Raw genomic sequence first — 15025 nt, 5'->3', positions numbered from 1 at the left:
GGACATCGATTATATCGATTTTACCGATGCATGGCGTTTCGGTACTGTAGGCGCTATCCAAACCAGCACGACTGGAGTTCCGGCATGGAAAGCGCAACTGGCAGTTCCCCGGCGAAAGCGCAAACAGGCGCCACACGCGCGCCGTCACGGGGCAACCCCGCGATGGACCAACCGTCACAAGGCGAACCGTATCTGCTGACGCCAGGCCCGTTGACCACCGCTTTGTCGACGAAACAGGCAATGCTGCGCGACTGGGGCTCGTGGGACGGCGATTTCCGCGCAATGACTGCTCACCTGCGCGGCCGGCTGCTCGACATCGCCGGCGACGAAGCCGGCGAATACGATTGCGTACCGTTGCAAGGCAGCGGCAGTTATTGCGTCGAAGCCATGCTGGGCAGCCTGGTCCCGCGCGACGGCCACGCGCTCGTGCTGGCCAACGGCGCGTACGGCAAGCGCATTGCGACCACGCTGCGTTACCTCGGCCGCGCGCACACGGTGCTCGACAAGGGCGATTATTTGCCGCCGCGCGCCGCGGAAGTCGAACGCATGCTCGACGCGGACGCGAGCATTACGCATGTCGTCGCTGTGCACTGCGAAACGAGCTCGGGGATTCTCAACCCAATCGAGGAAATCGCCGCGGTAACGGCGGCCAAAGGCCGCAAGCTGCTGATCGACTCGATGAGCGCATTCGGCGCCGTGCCGCTCGACGTGCGCAACATCGCCTGCGAGGCGTTTGTGTCGTCGGCGAACAAGTGTATCGAGGGCGTGCCGGGCTTCGGTTTCGTGATCGCGCGCAAGAGCGCGCTAGAGGATGCGCGCGGACGCAGTCATTCGCTCGCGCTCGACGTGCACGATCAATGGGACGTGATGAACCGCACCGGCCAGTGGCGCTTCACACCGCCGACTCATACGGTGGCCGCGTTTATCGAGGCGCTGCGTCTACACGAACTCGAAGGCGGGCAGCCGGCGCGTCTCGCGCGCTATGCGAACAATCGCGACGTGCTGGTCGCGGGCATGCACGAACTCGGCTTCGAGCCGCTTCTGAACGCGCGCTGGCGCTCGCCGATCATCGTGACGTTTTTCTCGCCGGCGCATCCGTCGTTCAGCTTCGAGCGGTTCTATGAATTGATGAAGCAACAGGGTTTCATCATCTATCCGGGCAAGCTGACGGTGGTGGAAAGCTTTCGGATCGGCTGTATCGGGCAGGTCGACGAGCATGTGATGCGCCGCGTCGTAAAAGCGTGCGCAGGCTCGCTGCGAACGATGGGCGTCAATCACGCCGCGCCGCCCGCGGCCGCGATCGAAGAGCGCAAGGTGCTCGCCGAGGCCGCTTAAATAACCTGCCGCAACCTGGCCGCAACATAGTCCCAACAACGCGGCAATACGAAACGGAAGTCAATGAAACACGTTAAAGCAGTGATCTTCGACTGGGCCGGCACGGTGGTCGACTATGGTTCGCTTGCGCCGATGGGCGCGTTCGTTGAAACGTTCGAGCAGTTCGGCGTATCCATCACGATCGACGAAGCGCGCGGACCGATGGGCATGGCCAAGCGGCCGCACATCGCGGCGCTGATGGCGCTGCCACGCGTCTCGCGGGCATGGGCGGAGAAGTATGGGCATGCGCCTCGCGAAGAGGACATCGACGCGGTCTACAACGTGTTCGTGCCGAAAAACATTGCGGTGGCCGCGAGCTATAGCTCGGTGATTCCAGGCGTCGCCGAAGTGGCGAGCGCATTGCGCCGCGACGACATCCGCATCGGCACGACGACTGGCTACACGCGCGAGATCATGGCGGAGATCGTGCCGGGCGCGGCGGCGCAGGGCTTTTCGCCGGACAGCATCGTCTGCACGGGCGACACGCCGGAAGGGCGGCCGTCACCCTACATGATCTATAAGACGCTGCCGGAACTCGGCGTGTGGCGCGCGAAAGAGGCGATCAAGGTCGACGATACCGAGGTCGGCATCGAGGAAGGAATCAACGGCGGCACGTGGGCCGTTGGCGTGGCCGTGAGCGGCAACGCGTTCGGGATGGCCGAAGACGATGTGAAGGCGCTCGCGCCCGCTGACTTTGCGCGGCGCCGGGACGCGGCGATCGAAAAATTGCGGGCTGCGGGCGCGCATTACGTGATTGACAGCGTCGCGGATCTGATGCCCGTCGTTCACGATATCGATGCGCGGCTCGCGCGAGGCGAGCGGCCCTGAGCGCCGTTAGTCCGAGATCAGTTTTAGCCCCGCCGGCAACGACTCGCCGAACACGCGGCCTTCGTCGGCGTTATCCAGTTCGACGTTTTCACCGACCATCGTGATCCACGCGCGCGGCGCGCTCGCCGCTTCGAGTCTGCGCAGCACGGCGTGGCGAATCTCATCGGGCAGATCGCGCGAACGGTCGCCCGTCATGCGCGCAATCTGGACCGCGGCAAAAGCGGCCGGGTCCACCTTTTTCCAGTCGAGCGCGAGAATCGCATCGAGCCACTGACTCGCGACGTCGGCTGGCACGACGCTGTGCGCGCTGCCATAGAACGGCCGGCGCGCGCCGATGCGCCCGACCGCCCACCAGCCTTGATGATTCTCCGAAGGTTTCTGCAAACGCGCGAGCACCGATTCGCCGAGTTCGATCTTGCGCGCAACGGGAATGCGTTCGAGCGACGCGCTCAGGCGAACCATATCGGCGGTGCCTGTTTTCGACACGTCGAACGGCAGCTTGTGACGCGATTGCGCGGCCGTCTGCAGATAGTGCATCGCGTCGAGCACGCGCAGTTGCGCGCCTTCGTCGAGGCCGCCCGCGGCTCGGCGCCAGAGCGTCCACCATTCGGACCACACCTGGCTTTCCTGGACGTACTGAATACCGTCGTCGAATAACGACCACAGTTGCTCGACGCGCCATTCGTCGAGTGGATAGCCAAAGCCCGGGCGTACGCAATAGCCGGCCAGATTGAGCCACAGTCGCTCGTGATCCGCCGAGCGGCGGCGCCTGCGCGCGCGTTCCCAAAGGGCGCCGAACAGTTCGCGCAGCAGCGCGCTGTTCCAGCTTTCCCGCGAGCCCAGCAACTGTTCGAGTTGCGAGCGCAAGCGTTTCACTTCCTTCTTGTCGACGTTTTGCGAGCGCGAGCCGAAGCAGCGGTCGATCTGCTCGATGGCTTCGTCAAGCCGTGGATGCCGCACCTGCGCGGGATCGTCGGAGAGATTCACCTGCGCGTCTTCGCGGCGCAGCTGGAATTCGAGCAGCCAGCGCTCGGCTGGATTGTCGCGGTCGATGCAGTGAACTTCGAGCGTGCCGACCTCGGTGAGCGACGTGGCGATCCGCACGGCGGTCTCGCGCGCGCTGCCGGCGCCGCGCGGCTGCACGATGCTTGCGATGGGCGGCAAGCGGACGAAGTCGGAGCCTGAGAGATCGGCCAGCTCGCCGGGCGCATAGACAGTGTCCGCACTCGACGACACGAGGTGAAAGCGCACCGGATGCCCGAGGCGCAGCGCGAACGTTCGCTCGGCAATCAGGATTTCGTGGCCTTCTTCGGTGCCGCGCGGCAGCAGACAGATACCGCGTTGCGCGGGCTGTGAATCGGGCTTGCCGCCGGCGGGTTCGTCGACTACGAGGAAGTAGCTGCGCGGCGAGCCTCCGCCGATTTTCGGCGCGCCGCCCGCCCGCGCAAGGCTATAGGCGACCGCGCCGCGCGCGACGGCGACATCGGGATTGTCGTTATGCAGCACGTTAAGCGGCTCGCCGCGCCACGCGCCCAGCGTGGTCGCGAGGCGCTGCGTCAATGCGTGCGCACGGAACACGCCGCCGTTCAGCAGCAGGGTGTCGGGCACGGCGAGTGGCGGCGGCCCGTCGGCGTTCGACGCAGCCTCGACGCCGGAAACACCGTGGGGCTCGGCAGCGGGCTTGGTGTCCGCGTCGGGGCCAGCAGCAGCATCGCTCTGAACCCACCCCAATGCCTTGCGCGACTGAGCCTCGAAGCGGCTCAGAAAAGCGGCGATATGGCGCGTGACGGCCGCATCGGTCGCATAGGGCAAACCGAACTCGACGATCGCGCCGCGTGGCCGACCCGGCCGCTCGTGCGACCCAACCACCGGAAAGAATCCGTCGACGATCACGCGCTCCACTTCATCGCGCGAGATCTGAGCCGTGCGCGCGCCGCCGACGAGCTTCGAGCCCGCGCCGAGCAGCGTGATCGACGCCGAGTCGGGCGCCTGCGGTCCCAGTAGTAGCTCTTTCGCGCCGCGGCAACGCTCGACGAGTTGCGAAAGACTCGCCGCCGACAAACGCGTACGCTCGCCGCCGCCGGCGAGGCGCGCTTCGACCAGATGCGCGAGCGCGAGGTCCATGTTGTCGCCGCCGAGCATCAGATGGTTGCCCACGCCAATTCGCGTGAGCTGCGGTTCGCCGTCCGCCATGCCGACTTCGATCAGCGTGAGATCGGTGGTGCCGCCGCCCACGTCGCAGATCAACACGAGCCGCGTATGCGCGAGTTCCGCCCCGAGCCGTTCACGATGATGGAACAGCCAGTCGTAAAACGCCGCTTGCGGTTCTTCGAGCAGCCGCAGCGAGGGCAGGCCCGCCATGCGCGCCGCCTCTACGGTCAGCGCGCGGGCGCCTTCGTCGAACGAGGCCGGCACCGTTAGCACCAAATCCTGGCGTTCGAGCGGCGCGTCGGGAAAGCGTTGATTCCACGCCGCGCGCACATGCGCCAGATAGCTCGCGCTGGCTTCGACCGGCGAGACCTTGTGGACGTCGTCGGCGGCGCCCCACGGCAGAATCGGCGCAACGCGGTCGACCGATGCATGCGAGAGCCAGCTTTTCGCGCTCGTGACGAGCCGCCCCGGAACCTGAGCGCCGAGCAGCCGCGCGAGCCGGCCGATTACAACGGGCTGCGCGTAGCCGACATCGCTCGCCAGCATGCCGGTGTTGTTCGCGCGTTGACTTGCGGTTCGACCCGCGCGCCGATCCGCATCTCGCGACGAAGCCGATTCTCCGTCGCTCCACGGCAATTGCAGATCGCCCGCGCTCAACTCGCCTTGCGCGGGGTGATACCGAACCGACGGCAGCAGCGCACGCGCGGCGACCTCGCCGGGACTCACAAGCTGCTCGATCTCGAACACGCGAATCTCGTCGGAGCCGGCCTCTGCATAAGCCAGCACCGTGTTGCTCGTGCCGAGGTCGATGCCGACGCTGTACCGCTTCATCTCACTCATGCATTCGCGTTGCCGCGCACGTCGAACTCGACTTTCCAGCGCTCGTCGGTGCCGCGCGGCACGGCTTCGAGTTCGAGCGTGCCGGCTTCCGTCACACGCGCATGCAGCTTGACCGGCACCACTTCACCGGCTGTGCGGCCCGCGGCGGGCAGCGTGGCCTGAATCTCCTCGAGTTCCTGCAATTCATCAGGACCCCAGAAGTCGAGCAGCGTTCCAACCTGATCCTGACGACGCACCGACGACCCGAAGAAGCGGAAGTGCACCGGCTCGCCGACGACGAGGCCGAACTCCTGCGCGGGCAGTTCGGCGTCGGTCCCTTCCTCCATGCCGAAGGGGGCGACGCACAGCGCCTGGATCGGCGGCTCCAGTCCTGGCACGGCGGGCATCGCCGACTCGATTGCAATGTAGTAAGCCCGGGCCGTGCCGCCGCGAATCCGCACGCCCTGACCGCGACGCACGTAGCCGTAGTAGGCCGCGCCCCGCGCGACGGCCAGATCGAGATCGGCGCCTTCGAGCAGGCGCGCCGGCGCAGCGCCCTCAGCCGCGAGCCAGCCATTGAGCGTGCCCATGATGCGTTCGACGAGCAGCGCCGACTTGAACACGCCGCCGTTGAACAGCACCGCCGTGGGATGCAGGAAGCTCGCGCTTTGCGCGGCGTCGTGCGATGCCGTCTCGCTCAGGCCTCCGAGTTCCGCGAGCGCTCCGACCTGTCGGGCGAGGAACGCCGCCAGGTGCCGCGTGATGCCCGCGTCCTGCGCATACGGCAAACCGAGTTGCGTGAGACCGGCACGGGCGCGGCTCACCGGACGTGCGCCGCTGTCCACCTGCGGGAAGAAGCCGTCGAGAATGGTCTGCGTCAACTCCGCGCGCGTGAGCTCGGTGCGGATCGATCCGCCGATCAGCTTCGAGCCGCGGCTCGGCACGACGAGCGGTACGGTGTCCGTGGCCGGGTCGCTCAGCAGCGTTTCCTTGGCCGCGCGGCATGCATAGGTGAGGGCGCGCAACTGCCACGCGTCGGCCTGAGTGCCTTCGGCCGCGAGTTTGCGGGCGACCACGTGCGCAAGCGCGAGGTCCATGTTGTCGCCGCCCAGCAGAATGTGTTCGCCGACCGCCACGCGATGCAGTTCGAGATTGCCGTCGCGCTCGATGACGGCGATCAGCGAAAGGTCGGTGGTGCCGCCGCCCACATCGACCACCAGAATAATGTCGCCGACCTTGACCTGCTTGCGCCACTGGCCGCCGCTTTTCTGAATCCAGCTATACAGCGCGGCCTGCGGTTCCTCGAGCAGCGTCATGCGGCCGTAGCCGGCGGCTTCGGCGGCTTCGGCGGTCAATTCGCGCGCGGCCGGGTCGAACGATGCGGGAATCGTGACCGTGATGTCCTGCTCGCGGAACGGCGCGTCGGGGTGCAGATGGTCCCAGGCTTCGCGCAAATGCGTCAGATACCGCACCGAGCTTTCGAGCGGCGACACGCGTGCGACTTCGGGCGGCGCATCGTTGGGCAGAATCGCCGCGCGGCGATCGACGCCTGGGTGGCACAGCCAGCTTTTCGCGCTCGACACGAGCCGGATCGGCGTGGCCGCGCCGCGGCTGCGCGCGAATTCGCCGACGGCGAACTCGCGCTCGCCGGTCCACGGCAGGTGCAGGTCGCCGGGAGCCAGTTCATCCGGGTGCGGCAGATACAGAAACGAGGGCAACAGATCGAGGTCGGCAATTGCGCCGGGCCCGGTCAGCTGGGCAATGGGCAGCACCGTCAACGCGGTCTTCTCGCCGTCGCTTGCACTCGTGTCCACATACGAGAGTGCGCAGTGCGTCGTGCCCAGGTCGATGCCGATGGAGTAGCGCGCGCCGCTCATAACTCCACCTCCGCCGGCGCAATGACTTTCGCGTTGTGGCTTTCCGCGAGCTTCGGCAGACGCACTTCTTCGACGCGCCAGCCGCGATGGCTGATGTTGCCGCTAAACGGCGCCTTGCCGACGACGTTGCCGGTCAGGCGGATCGCGCTTGCGTCGAAACCTTCCTGAAGCGTGACGCGGCTGCCTTCGGCTTCGTCCCGCACCGGCCGGATCGTAAAGTGCTCGCGCAGCGTCGCGCGGCAACCTTCGTGAACGAGGCGTGCGGCGGCGCCGATATCGGCGTCGCTGAAACGCTTGATGTCTTCTTCGACGAAGTCGATGAAACGCGCGTCGCGTTGCAGCAGGCCGAGCAGTTGCAGCGCAGCGTCGGGGTTGGCTTCCTTCAGCGACGGCGCCGGCTGCGCAGCGGGCGCGCTCGCCTGTGACCGCGTCGGGGCAGCCGTGTCGCCGTCACGCACGCGCAGCACGCCGGCGGCAAATTCGCCGTCGCCGAGAATGCGGAAAAACGCGCTGACGGCCAGTGAAATCCTGCCGAGGAAGGACGGGTTCGAATCGGTCATAAATGCTCCTGAGATGCTCTGTTAAAGGACGAGCTGTCCCGAGTGCGCTACACGCGACGAGCCGGCATGGCCGCCGTCGCGCGATGTCTGGAAGGCGCGCCGCGTGGCGGCGGCCGGTGCGCAATGCCTTCCCGGTCTCGCCGCGCTTTGGGCGCGCAAAACCCGTATTTTGCCTTGTGCGGCGCCCAACGCGGGCAAAGCCAGGCATTCTCGCGGGCAATGCAGCGAGATTGGCGGCTTTCCGGGGCGCGTTGGAGCGCCGCCTGGCGGCTGCACTGAAGGCCCGTTTAGCGGGTATTTGCAAGGCTTCATACAGACACGCATTCCCGGGATTCGATCCGAGGCCGGGTGAGAGGCCACCGTTTGAGCGCACTGCGCCCCGGTGGGTTCTTCGCACGCTTTACGTTCTCAAGCGCCGGATGGGCCGAATTCTGCAACCACCTGGTCGATGAACGTGCGCAGCTTCGGCGTCACGCGGCTCGCCGGAAACACAACGTGCATGGGCCGCGGGGGCGCTTCATAGCCGTTCAGAAGGCGCACCAGACGGCCCGCCGCAAGGTCGTCCCGCACGGCAACTTCGGGCGCGAGCATGATCCCCGCGCCGTTGAGCGCGGCCGCGACCAGCGCTTTCACGTCGTTGGCCTCGAAGCGGCCTGCAACCGGCACGACGTGCTCACGCCCGGCATCGTCGATAAAACGCCATTCAGTTGCGGCCGGCATGCTCGTGAAGGCGAATGCGAGACACTCGTGCGCGGCGAGCGCCTCGGGCGTCGCGGGCTCACCACGCTTCGCGAGATAAGCCGGCGATGCGCACGCGACCAGCCGGTACGGCATCAACGGCCGCGCAATCAGCGTCGAATCGGACAGCGTGCCGAGCCGGATCGCGGCCTCATACGCCTCGTCGATCAGATCGACGAAGCGGTCGGTCAGCGTCAACTCCACCCGCACGTCGGGATGCGCTTCCAGGTAACGGGTGATCATCGGGGCGAGGCAGCAGGCGCCGAACGTGACAGGCGCGGTGATCCGCAGGCGCCCGCGCGGCGAGGCCGACAATTCCTGCGCGACCGACTCCGCCGCTTGCGCATCCGCGAGCAGCGCCTTGCAGCGTTCGTAAAAAATCTGGCCGATCTCGGTGAGACTCTGACGGCGTGTCGTGCGATTCAGCAGTCGCGCGCCGACGCGCTCTTCGAGCATGCCGACATGTTTGCCGGCCATCTGCGACGAGATGCCGAACGCGAGCGCGGCTGCCGCGAACGAGCCGCTCTCGGCGGTTTTGACGAACACAGCCATGCTGGTGAGCCGATCCATGCACATTCCCCACTGTTGCTTTCGACACTCGTCGAACTTTGCGCATTTATCACGCTTGAGTTTTGAATCATAGTGCCTGTCACCGATGAGCGGGGTGTTCACCGGAGCGATTCTCAGACATGCATGGAGTGGAACATGAAGATAGGCATTCTCGGCGCGGGCTTTCTCGGTCGCGCGCTGGCGACCGTCGCACAGCGTCACGGCCACGAAGTGATGATCGCCAACTCGCGCGATCCGAACACTCTGATCAGCACGGCGGCGGCGCTCGGCTGCGCGACGGGCACCGCACAGGAGGCGGCGACGTTCGGCGATGTCGTCGTGGTGTCGGTGCCGTTCGGCCAGATCAGTCACTTGCCGGTTGCGGCACTCCACGGCAAGATCGTGATCGACACCTGCAATCACTATCCGGACCGCGACGGTCCGATCGAAGCACTGCAAAACGGTGTGACGACGACGAGCCAGATGCTCGCCGCCGCGTTGCCCGGCGCGAGAGTCGTGAAGGCGTTCAATGCGATTCTCGCGAAAGATCTCGAAACCGCCGGCACGGCGCCCGGCACACCGAACCGCCGCGCGTTGCCGCTAGCCGCCGACGATCAGCAAGCGCGACACGTGGTGAGTGCACTGGTCGATCGGTTCGGCTTCGATCCCGTCGATGCAGGCCCGCTCGCGGCGAGCTGGCGCTTCGAGCGCGCGAAACCGGTGTACTGCATCCCTCACGACCGGGCGGGCATGGTCGCGGGCCTCGCGGCCGCCCGGCGCGATTTGGAATTGCCGCATGGGTCGTGGCGGCATTGATGTGGCGTGGATGAATCAGCCAGGCCATGTCTGCAGCGGTAAAGGCACGACCCGATCTGCATGCTGCGTCACATGATCGCCCAACCTCGCGGACGATCACGTGACGCGCTGACCGCAGTTCATCCGCAAGCCGGCTTGGCCTTCTTGCACGCGTCCGCGAGTTGCGGCGGCGGGTCTTTCTTGAACACCGTCTTGTACGCTTCGAGCACCGTCGATTGAACCACCGGCAAAGACTGCACGCCGATCCATGCGGGCGGCGTCTGTCCGATCAGCGCTTTCATCATCGCCATGGCTTCGGCCACGCCCTGATCGTAGGGACGCTGCGAGCCGGTCGCCTTCAGCGGTCCGCCCTTGGCGATCTCGATTGCCGACTGAAGACCCAGATCGACGGTGGTGACGGGAATGTTCACGCCTTGCGCGCGCATCGAAGTCAGCGTGTCGAGCGCCGGTTGATCCCACACGGCGAAGAGTCCCTTGACGTCCGGGTTACCCGTCAGGAAGTCGCCCGCAATCTGGCCGACCTTCGACGGGTCCGTGAAGTCGACCTGCTTGATCTTGATGTCCGGACGGTTCTTCTTCATCCACTCGTTGACTGCCTTCGTGCGCTCCTTCGTGCTGAAGTAGTCGACGCCGAAATTGACGAGCCCGATCGTCGCGCCCTGCGGCACGCACGACGCGAGCACTTTGGCCGCGATCTGGCCGTTGCCCTCGCTGTCGGCGGAAATCATCGACGCGTATTGCTCAGGATGCTTGAGCCCCGTCGGCACGTTGTCCATGAACACGAGCTTGATGCCGGCGGCGGAGACCTTCTTGTACGTCGCAGCGGTCGCGGTGCCGTCGACCGGAATCGAGATGATGCCGTCGGGATGACGCTGGATCGTGTTCTCGATATCCGCGATCTGCTTGTCGACCTGATACTCGGCCGACGCAGTGCCGATCACGTCGACGTCGTACTTCTTCAGCGTGTCGGTAATGCCTTGCACCTGCAGTTGCGACCAGTCGAGGTTCATCGTCTGCATCGAAATGCCGACCTTGAATTTGCCCGCTTTCACTTTGGCCGCCTCGGCGGCGGTGAGCTGGACGGCGTCGACCGAAGCGGCTTTCTCGCCGTTCGGTCCCTGGCCGACAATCGACTTCGGTCCGATCGATCCCGCTTGCAGACTGCTCACGCATTGCGCGCCGGCGCCGGGGCAAGCCAGTGCGGCGGCCAGTGCGGCGCTCACAGTCAAGACGGCCGCCACTGACGATCTCGCGCCACGTGCCGCCCGGCTTGTCGAGCCATGACAATGTTTCATGTTCTCCTCCGTTGGTCTTTACGTCTGTATTGAGTCGGGGTTAAGTCTCCTGCCGGTCAGGCAACCTCACGCGCGGTTCGCGCCAGGGTCCGCGTTTCACGAGTGATCGGCGTGCCTCGTCACTTCTTCGTAAATGCGACTGCTGCAACGATGATGATTCCCTTGATGACAAGCTGTAGCGACGAACTCACGCCGAGCAGCACGAGTCCGTTGTTCAGCGTACCGATGATGAGACTGCCGAGAAGCGTGCCGAGCACGAAACCGCGTCCGCCGAACAGGCTGCATCCGCCGAGCGTGACGGAGGCGATCACATCGAGTTCGAGTCCTTGCACGACGTCGGGCCGCGCCGCATGCGAGCGCGCGGACAGCACCAGCGCCGCAAGTCCGGCCAGCACGCCGGTGAGAATGAACGTGAGGGTGGTCACGCGGCGGATGTCGATGCCCGAGTAGCGCGCGGCCGTCGGGTTGCCGCCTGCCGCATAAACCTGGCGGCCGAACACGCTGTAGTGCAGCAGCAGAATGCCTGCGATGACCGCGAGGACCGTCCAGATGATGGGCACCGGCACGCCCGCAATGTCGCCTTCGCCGAAGATCGCGATGAACGAGTCGTTGGTGATGATGACCGGCTTCGTGGTCGTGACGAGCAGTGCAAGTCCGCGCGCGGCGCTCAACGAACCCAGCGTCACGAGAAAGGACGGAATGTTCAGGCGCGTGGTCACGAGTCCGTTGATCGCGCCGACCAGCGCGCCCGTGCCGATGCCGGCCACCGCACCGATCAACCAGTGATCGCCGATGTACGCCATCGCAAGCGCGGCGGACATGCCGGATAACGCAAGCGACGAGCCGACCGACAAGTCGATCTGCCGCGCGATGATCACGAACGTCATGCCGATGGCAATGATGGAAACCAGCGCGGTCTGCCGGCCGATGTTCAGGAAGTTGTCGATCGAGAGAAACCACGGCGACGCGAAACTGAAGACCACCAGCAGCACAGCGAATGCGATATAGAGCGCATACGGCCGGTCGCCTTGCAGCAGCAGTTGCGCGATGCGTCGCACGCGGCTGCGCGGCGCCGAAGCGGCCTGTCGTTCAGCCGTCAGCGGCGAAGCGGAGTCGTTCATGTTGCGTGAGCCCCGTGGGGAGTCCCTTCGCGAGACTCGGTGGATGAGCGGGAAAGTTGCAGCAGGTGATGCAGCGCCTCGGCGTTCGCGAGCGAAGCGCGCGCCACGGTCTTGACGATGCGGCCGTCTGCGACGATCGAAATGCGGTCGCACAAGCGCAGCAGTTCATCCAGATCCGAGGACACGACGAGCACGCCTGTGCCGTCGCGCGCCGCCTGTTGAATCACGCCGTAAATTTCCTCTCTCGCGCCGACGTCGACACCGACCGTCGGTTCGTCCAGCAGAAGGAGCCTCGGCCGCGGATGGTTCCATTTGGCGAATACGACTTTCTGCTGATTGCCGCCCGACAGAAGCCTGACCGGCGTCGAAGCGCCGGGCGCCTTGACGGAGAAGGCCTGCATCGCGATTTTTGCCTGCGATACCGCAGCCTGGCTGCGCAACCAACCCCAGCGCGAAAACTGCGGCAGGCGCGGCAACGTGAGATTGCGTTCGATCGAATGATCGAGAACCAGGCCTTCCAGATGACGGTCCTCGGGCACGAGAGCGACGCCGAGCTTGATCGCCTCGGCGGGCTTCAGCTGGGAACGCGCCTTGCCCTCGATCGCGATGGTGCCGCTTTCGATCCCGCGAAGCCCGAAGATCGTTTCCAGGATCTCGGTGCGTCCGCTGCCGATCAGCCCCGCAAGGCCGTGTATCTCACCTTGTTCGACGTTCAGATCGACGTCTTGCAGACGGCCATTACAGACGCAGGACATGTTCAGCGCCGGTGTAGTCGAAGCACTGGCCGCCGCTGAAGTTGATGGAGACGTTGCCGTGTCGACCGGCCCACCGGTGCCTTCAACGGCGTTTGCTTTTGCCTGCAAAGCGGCATGCTTCGGCCCGACGATTGCCGCGACGAGGCGTTTCATGTCGGTTTCCGCGACCGGGAACATGCCGGCATTTGCGCCGTCGCGAAACACCGTGACACGCTGCGCGATACGGAACACTTCATTCAGCCGATGTGTGACGTAGATCACGCCGACGCCGCGCGCCGTGACCGTGCGAATCGCGTCGAAGAGAATCTGTTCCTCACCGCCGCTCAGCGCCGAAGTCGGTTCATCAAGGATCAGCACGCGCACGTCGCCCATCAGGGCTTTGCAGATTTCGGTCATCTGCCGGTACGCAAAGGGCAGGGCGCCGACCGGTGTGCGCGGATCGAGCGGAATGCCGTGTGACGTGAGAAACGCGCTGACCGTGGCCATCAACTGGCGATTTTTGACGAAGCCCAGGCGGGTGCGGGGCTCGCGCCCGAGCATGAGATTTGCGCCGACCGACAGCGATTCGACGAGGCTCAGGTCCTGATAGACGACTGCTACTCCGGCCTCACGCGATTGCGCGGGCGAGTCGAACACGACCCGCTCGCCGGAAATTTCAATGACACCTTCGTCGTACGCATGGACGCCGCTGAGTATCTTGATCAACGTGGATTTGCCCGCTCCGTTTTCGCCCAGCAGTGCGTGGACTTCTCCGGGCAGGACTTCGAGATCGACGCGGCGCAGTGCCTGTACGCCGCCAAACCGCTTGGTGACGCCGGCCACGCGGATCAATGGCGTGCGGGGCGATGAAGCGAGCGCGACCGGTTCACTCATCTGGCTTGTCTCCTTCGTCGGCGCAACGAAATTCTATTTGTGTCTGCCGCGATGCGCCCTAGGTGTGTTGTGATCTTCGCATCATGGATTTGGTGCGTCAATAACATTTAAGGCGCCACACCCCGTCAGAGCGTCAAAATGTGATGATCGGCGCGTAACGCTTGTGATAATCCTGTCATGCGAGGTAGCATAGACACGAGTCATTCGCCGGCGCCCCGTTGTGCCGCGCACCAAAATTCCGGACGCCTCATGCCTGATCCTTCTTTCTCGTCGTCGTCTTCGGTCGTCGCATTGCGCGGCGGGCCGCTCGTTCATCCGGTACGCAACCCGGGCATGCCGTTCGACGCGTCGTGGCTCGACGGTCTGCGCATCAACCAGTCGGCGGTCGAGCGCCGCACGGCGACGCTCGCCACGCGCCGCACCGTCAAGAAAGAGGCGCAGGCCGCCTGGCTGCTCAAGGCCGTCACCTGCATCGATCTCACGACACTCAGCGGCGACGACACCGAAGGCCGTGTGCGGCGCCTATGTGCGAAGGCGCGTCAGCCCGTTCGCGCCGACCTTCTCGAAGCGCTCGGCATGACGCCGCAGCGCATCACGACGGGCGCTGTGTGCGTCTATCACCGCTTTGTCGGCGCGGCCGTGGATGCGCTCAAGGGCAGCGGCATTCCGGTCGCGGCGGTCTCGACCGGCTTTCCGGCCGGATTGATTCCGCATCCGCTGAAGCTGAAGGAGATCGAGGCCTCGGTTGCGGACGGCGCGGCGGAGATCGACATCGTCGTCACGCGTGAACATGTTCTCACCGGCAACTGGCAGGCGCTTTACGACGAAGTTCGCGAATTTCGCGCGGCCTGCGGTCCCGCGCACCTGAAGGCCATTCTCGCGACCGGCGACATTCGCACGCTGTCGAACATCGCGCGCGCGTCGATGGTCTGCATGATGGCCGGCGCCGACTTCATCAAGACATCCACTGGCAAAGAAGGCGTGAACGCGACGCTCGACGTGTCGCTCGTCATGGTGCGCATGATCCGCGAATATCACGAGCGCACCGGCGTGCCGATCGGTTTCAAGCCGGCAGGCGGCGTGTCGAGCGCGAAGTCGGTGCTGTCCTATCAGATTCTGATGAAGGAAGAACTCGGCCGCGCGTGGCTCGAACCGGAGCTCTTCCGCATCGGCGCGTCGAGCCTGCTTGCCGACATCGAGCGGCAGCTCGAACATCACGTGAGCGGCCGTTATTCCGCTTTCAACCGTCACCCCGTAGCCTGAAGCAGA

Annotated in this window: 11 protein-coding genes; 4 read left to right on the top strand and 7 right to left on the bottom strand. The window is 65.3% G+C overall.

What is annotated here, in order from left to right; translation table 11 throughout:
* The first annotated feature begins 84 nt into the window (after positions 1 to 84).
* Both BCA01S_RS12105 and phnX read left to right on the top strand, forming a co-directional pair.
* Positions 85 to 1335: a 2-aminoethylphosphonate--pyruvate transaminase gene (locus BCA01S_RS12105; protein ID WP_027777110.1), complete on the top strand. Its 1251-nt coding sequence runs from the start codon at positions 85 to 87 to the stop codon at positions 1333 to 1335.
* 63 nt (positions 1336 to 1398) lie between these two features.
* Complete coding sequence (gene phnX / locus BCA01S_RS12100) at positions 1399 to 2202, top strand: phosphonoacetaldehyde hydrolase (protein ID WP_027777109.1); 804 nt, start codon at positions 1399 to 1401, stop codon at positions 2200 to 2202.
* A gap of 6 nt (positions 2203 to 2208) precedes the next feature.
* Here the strand turns inward: phnX and BCA01S_RS12095 are convergent, their stop codons facing one another.
* From BCA01S_RS12095 to BCA01S_RS12080, 4 genes are all read right to left on the bottom strand, one after another.
* Positions 2209 to 5193 (bottom strand): Hsp70 family protein, encoded by a 2985-nt coding sequence (locus BCA01S_RS12095; RefSeq protein ID WP_027777108.1) that lies wholly within the window; start codon positions 5191 to 5193, stop codon positions 2209 to 2211.
* Positions 5190 to 7049: an Hsp70 family protein gene (locus BCA01S_RS12090; protein WP_027777107.1), complete on the bottom strand. Its 1860-nt coding sequence runs from the start codon at positions 7047 to 7049 to the stop codon at positions 5190 to 5192. The genes BCA01S_RS12095 and BCA01S_RS12090 overlap by 4 nt, the downstream gene beginning before the upstream one ends.
* Positions 7046 to 7609, bottom strand: coding sequence for a DUF2760 domain-containing protein (locus BCA01S_RS12085; protein ID WP_027777106.1), 564 nt, complete (start codon positions 7607 to 7609; stop codon positions 7046 to 7048). The genes BCA01S_RS12090 and BCA01S_RS12085 overlap by 4 nt, the downstream gene beginning before the upstream one ends.
* 408 nt (positions 7610 to 8017) lie before the next feature.
* On the bottom strand, positions 8018 to 8917 hold the full coding sequence (locus BCA01S_RS12080) for a LysR family transcriptional regulator (protein ID WP_027777105.1): 900 nt from the start codon (positions 8915 to 8917) through the stop codon (positions 8018 to 8020).
* Positions 8918 to 9052: 135 nt separating this feature from the next.
* On the opposite strand from BCA01S_RS12080, the gene BCA01S_RS12075 reads away from it, so the two are divergent.
* Entirely contained in the window at positions 9053 to 9712 is a 660-nt protein-coding gene (locus BCA01S_RS12075; RefSeq protein WP_027777104.1) for an NADPH-dependent F420 reductase, read from the top strand.
* Positions 9713 to 9831: 119 nt separating this feature from the next.
* On the opposite strand, the gene BCA01S_RS12070 is transcribed toward BCA01S_RS12075, so the two are convergent.
* The 3 genes from BCA01S_RS12070 to BCA01S_RS12060 form a co-directional block, all read right to left on the bottom strand.
* Entirely contained in the window at positions 9832 to 11007 is a 1176-nt protein-coding gene (locus BCA01S_RS12070) for a substrate-binding domain-containing protein (RefSeq protein WP_042318500.1), read from the bottom strand.
* A 119-nt stretch (positions 11008 to 11126) separates the two neighbouring features.
* Positions 11127 to 12128 carry an ABC transporter permease gene (locus BCA01S_RS12065; RefSeq protein ID WP_027777102.1) on the bottom strand — a complete coding sequence of 334 codons (1002 nt, stop codon included), beginning with the start codon at positions 12126 to 12128 and terminating at the stop codon, positions 11127 to 11129.
* The gene (locus tag BCA01S_RS12060) at positions 12125 to 13756 is read right to left on the bottom strand and encodes a sugar ABC transporter ATP-binding protein (RefSeq protein ID WP_027777101.1); all 1632 of its coding nucleotides are present in this window, start codon (positions 13754 to 13756) and stop codon (positions 12125 to 12127) included. Before BCA01S_RS12060 ends, BCA01S_RS12065 begins: the two co-directional genes overlap by 4 nt.
* 249 nt (positions 13757 to 14005) lie before the next feature.
* Here BCA01S_RS12060 and deoC point away from each other — a divergent pair, with 249 nt between their 5' ends.
* The gene (gene deoC, locus BCA01S_RS12055) at positions 14006 to 15019 is read left to right on the top strand and encodes a deoxyribose-phosphate aldolase (protein ID WP_027777100.1); all 1014 of its coding nucleotides are present in this window, start codon (positions 14006 to 14008) and stop codon (positions 15017 to 15019) included.
* Positions 15020 to 15025 lie beyond the last annotated feature (6 nt).

Source organism: Paraburkholderia caledonica NBRC 102488 (assembly GCF_000685095.1).
Taxonomy (GTDB): Bacteria; Pseudomonadota; Gammaproteobacteria; order Burkholderiales; family Burkholderiaceae; genus Paraburkholderia; species Paraburkholderia caledonica.
This window is presented reverse-complemented; position numbering and strand designations above follow the sequence as displayed.

Excerpts from the sequence above, each read along its gene's own strand:
- BCA01S_RS12065 (WP_027777102.1), bottom strand. The coding sequence starts at position 12,128 with ATGAACGACTCCGCTTCGCCGCTGACGGCTGAACGACAGGCCGCTTCG.
- phnX (WP_027777109.1), top strand. The coding sequence starts at position 1,399 with ATGAAACACGTTAAAGCAGTGATCTTCGACTGGGCCGGCACGGTGGTC.
- BCA01S_RS12060 (WP_027777101.1), bottom strand. The coding sequence starts at position 13,756 with ATGAGTGAACCGGTCGCGCTCGCTTCATCGCCCCGCACGCCATTGATC.
- BCA01S_RS12080 (WP_027777105.1), bottom strand. The coding sequence starts at position 8,917 with ATGGATCGGCTCACCAGCATGGCTGTGTTCGTCAAAACCGCCGAGAGC.
- BCA01S_RS12105 (WP_027777110.1), top strand. The coding sequence starts at position 85 with ATGGAAAGCGCAACTGGCAGTTCCCCGGCGAAAGCGCAAACAGGCGCC.
- BCA01S_RS12075 (WP_027777104.1), top strand. The coding sequence starts at position 9,053 with ATGAAGATAGGCATTCTCGGCGCGGGCTTTCTCGGTCGCGCGCTGGCG.
- deoC (WP_027777100.1), top strand. The coding sequence starts at position 14,006 with ATGCCTGATCCTTCTTTCTCGTCGTCGTCTTCGGTCGTCGCATTGCGC.
- BCA01S_RS12095 (WP_027777108.1), bottom strand. The coding sequence starts at position 5,193 with ATGAGTGAGATGAAGCGGTACAGCGTCGGCATCGACCTCGGCACGAGC.
- BCA01S_RS12085 (WP_027777106.1), bottom strand. The coding sequence starts at position 7,609 with ATGACCGATTCGAACCCGTCCTTCCTCGGCAGGATTTCACTGGCCGTC.
- BCA01S_RS12070 (WP_042318500.1), bottom strand. The coding sequence starts at position 11,007 with ATGAAACATTGTCATGGCTCGACAAGCCGGGCGGCACGTGGCGCGAGA.
- BCA01S_RS12090 (WP_027777107.1), bottom strand. The coding sequence starts at position 7,049 with ATGAGCGGCGCGCGCTACTCCATCGGCATCGACCTGGGCACGACGCAC.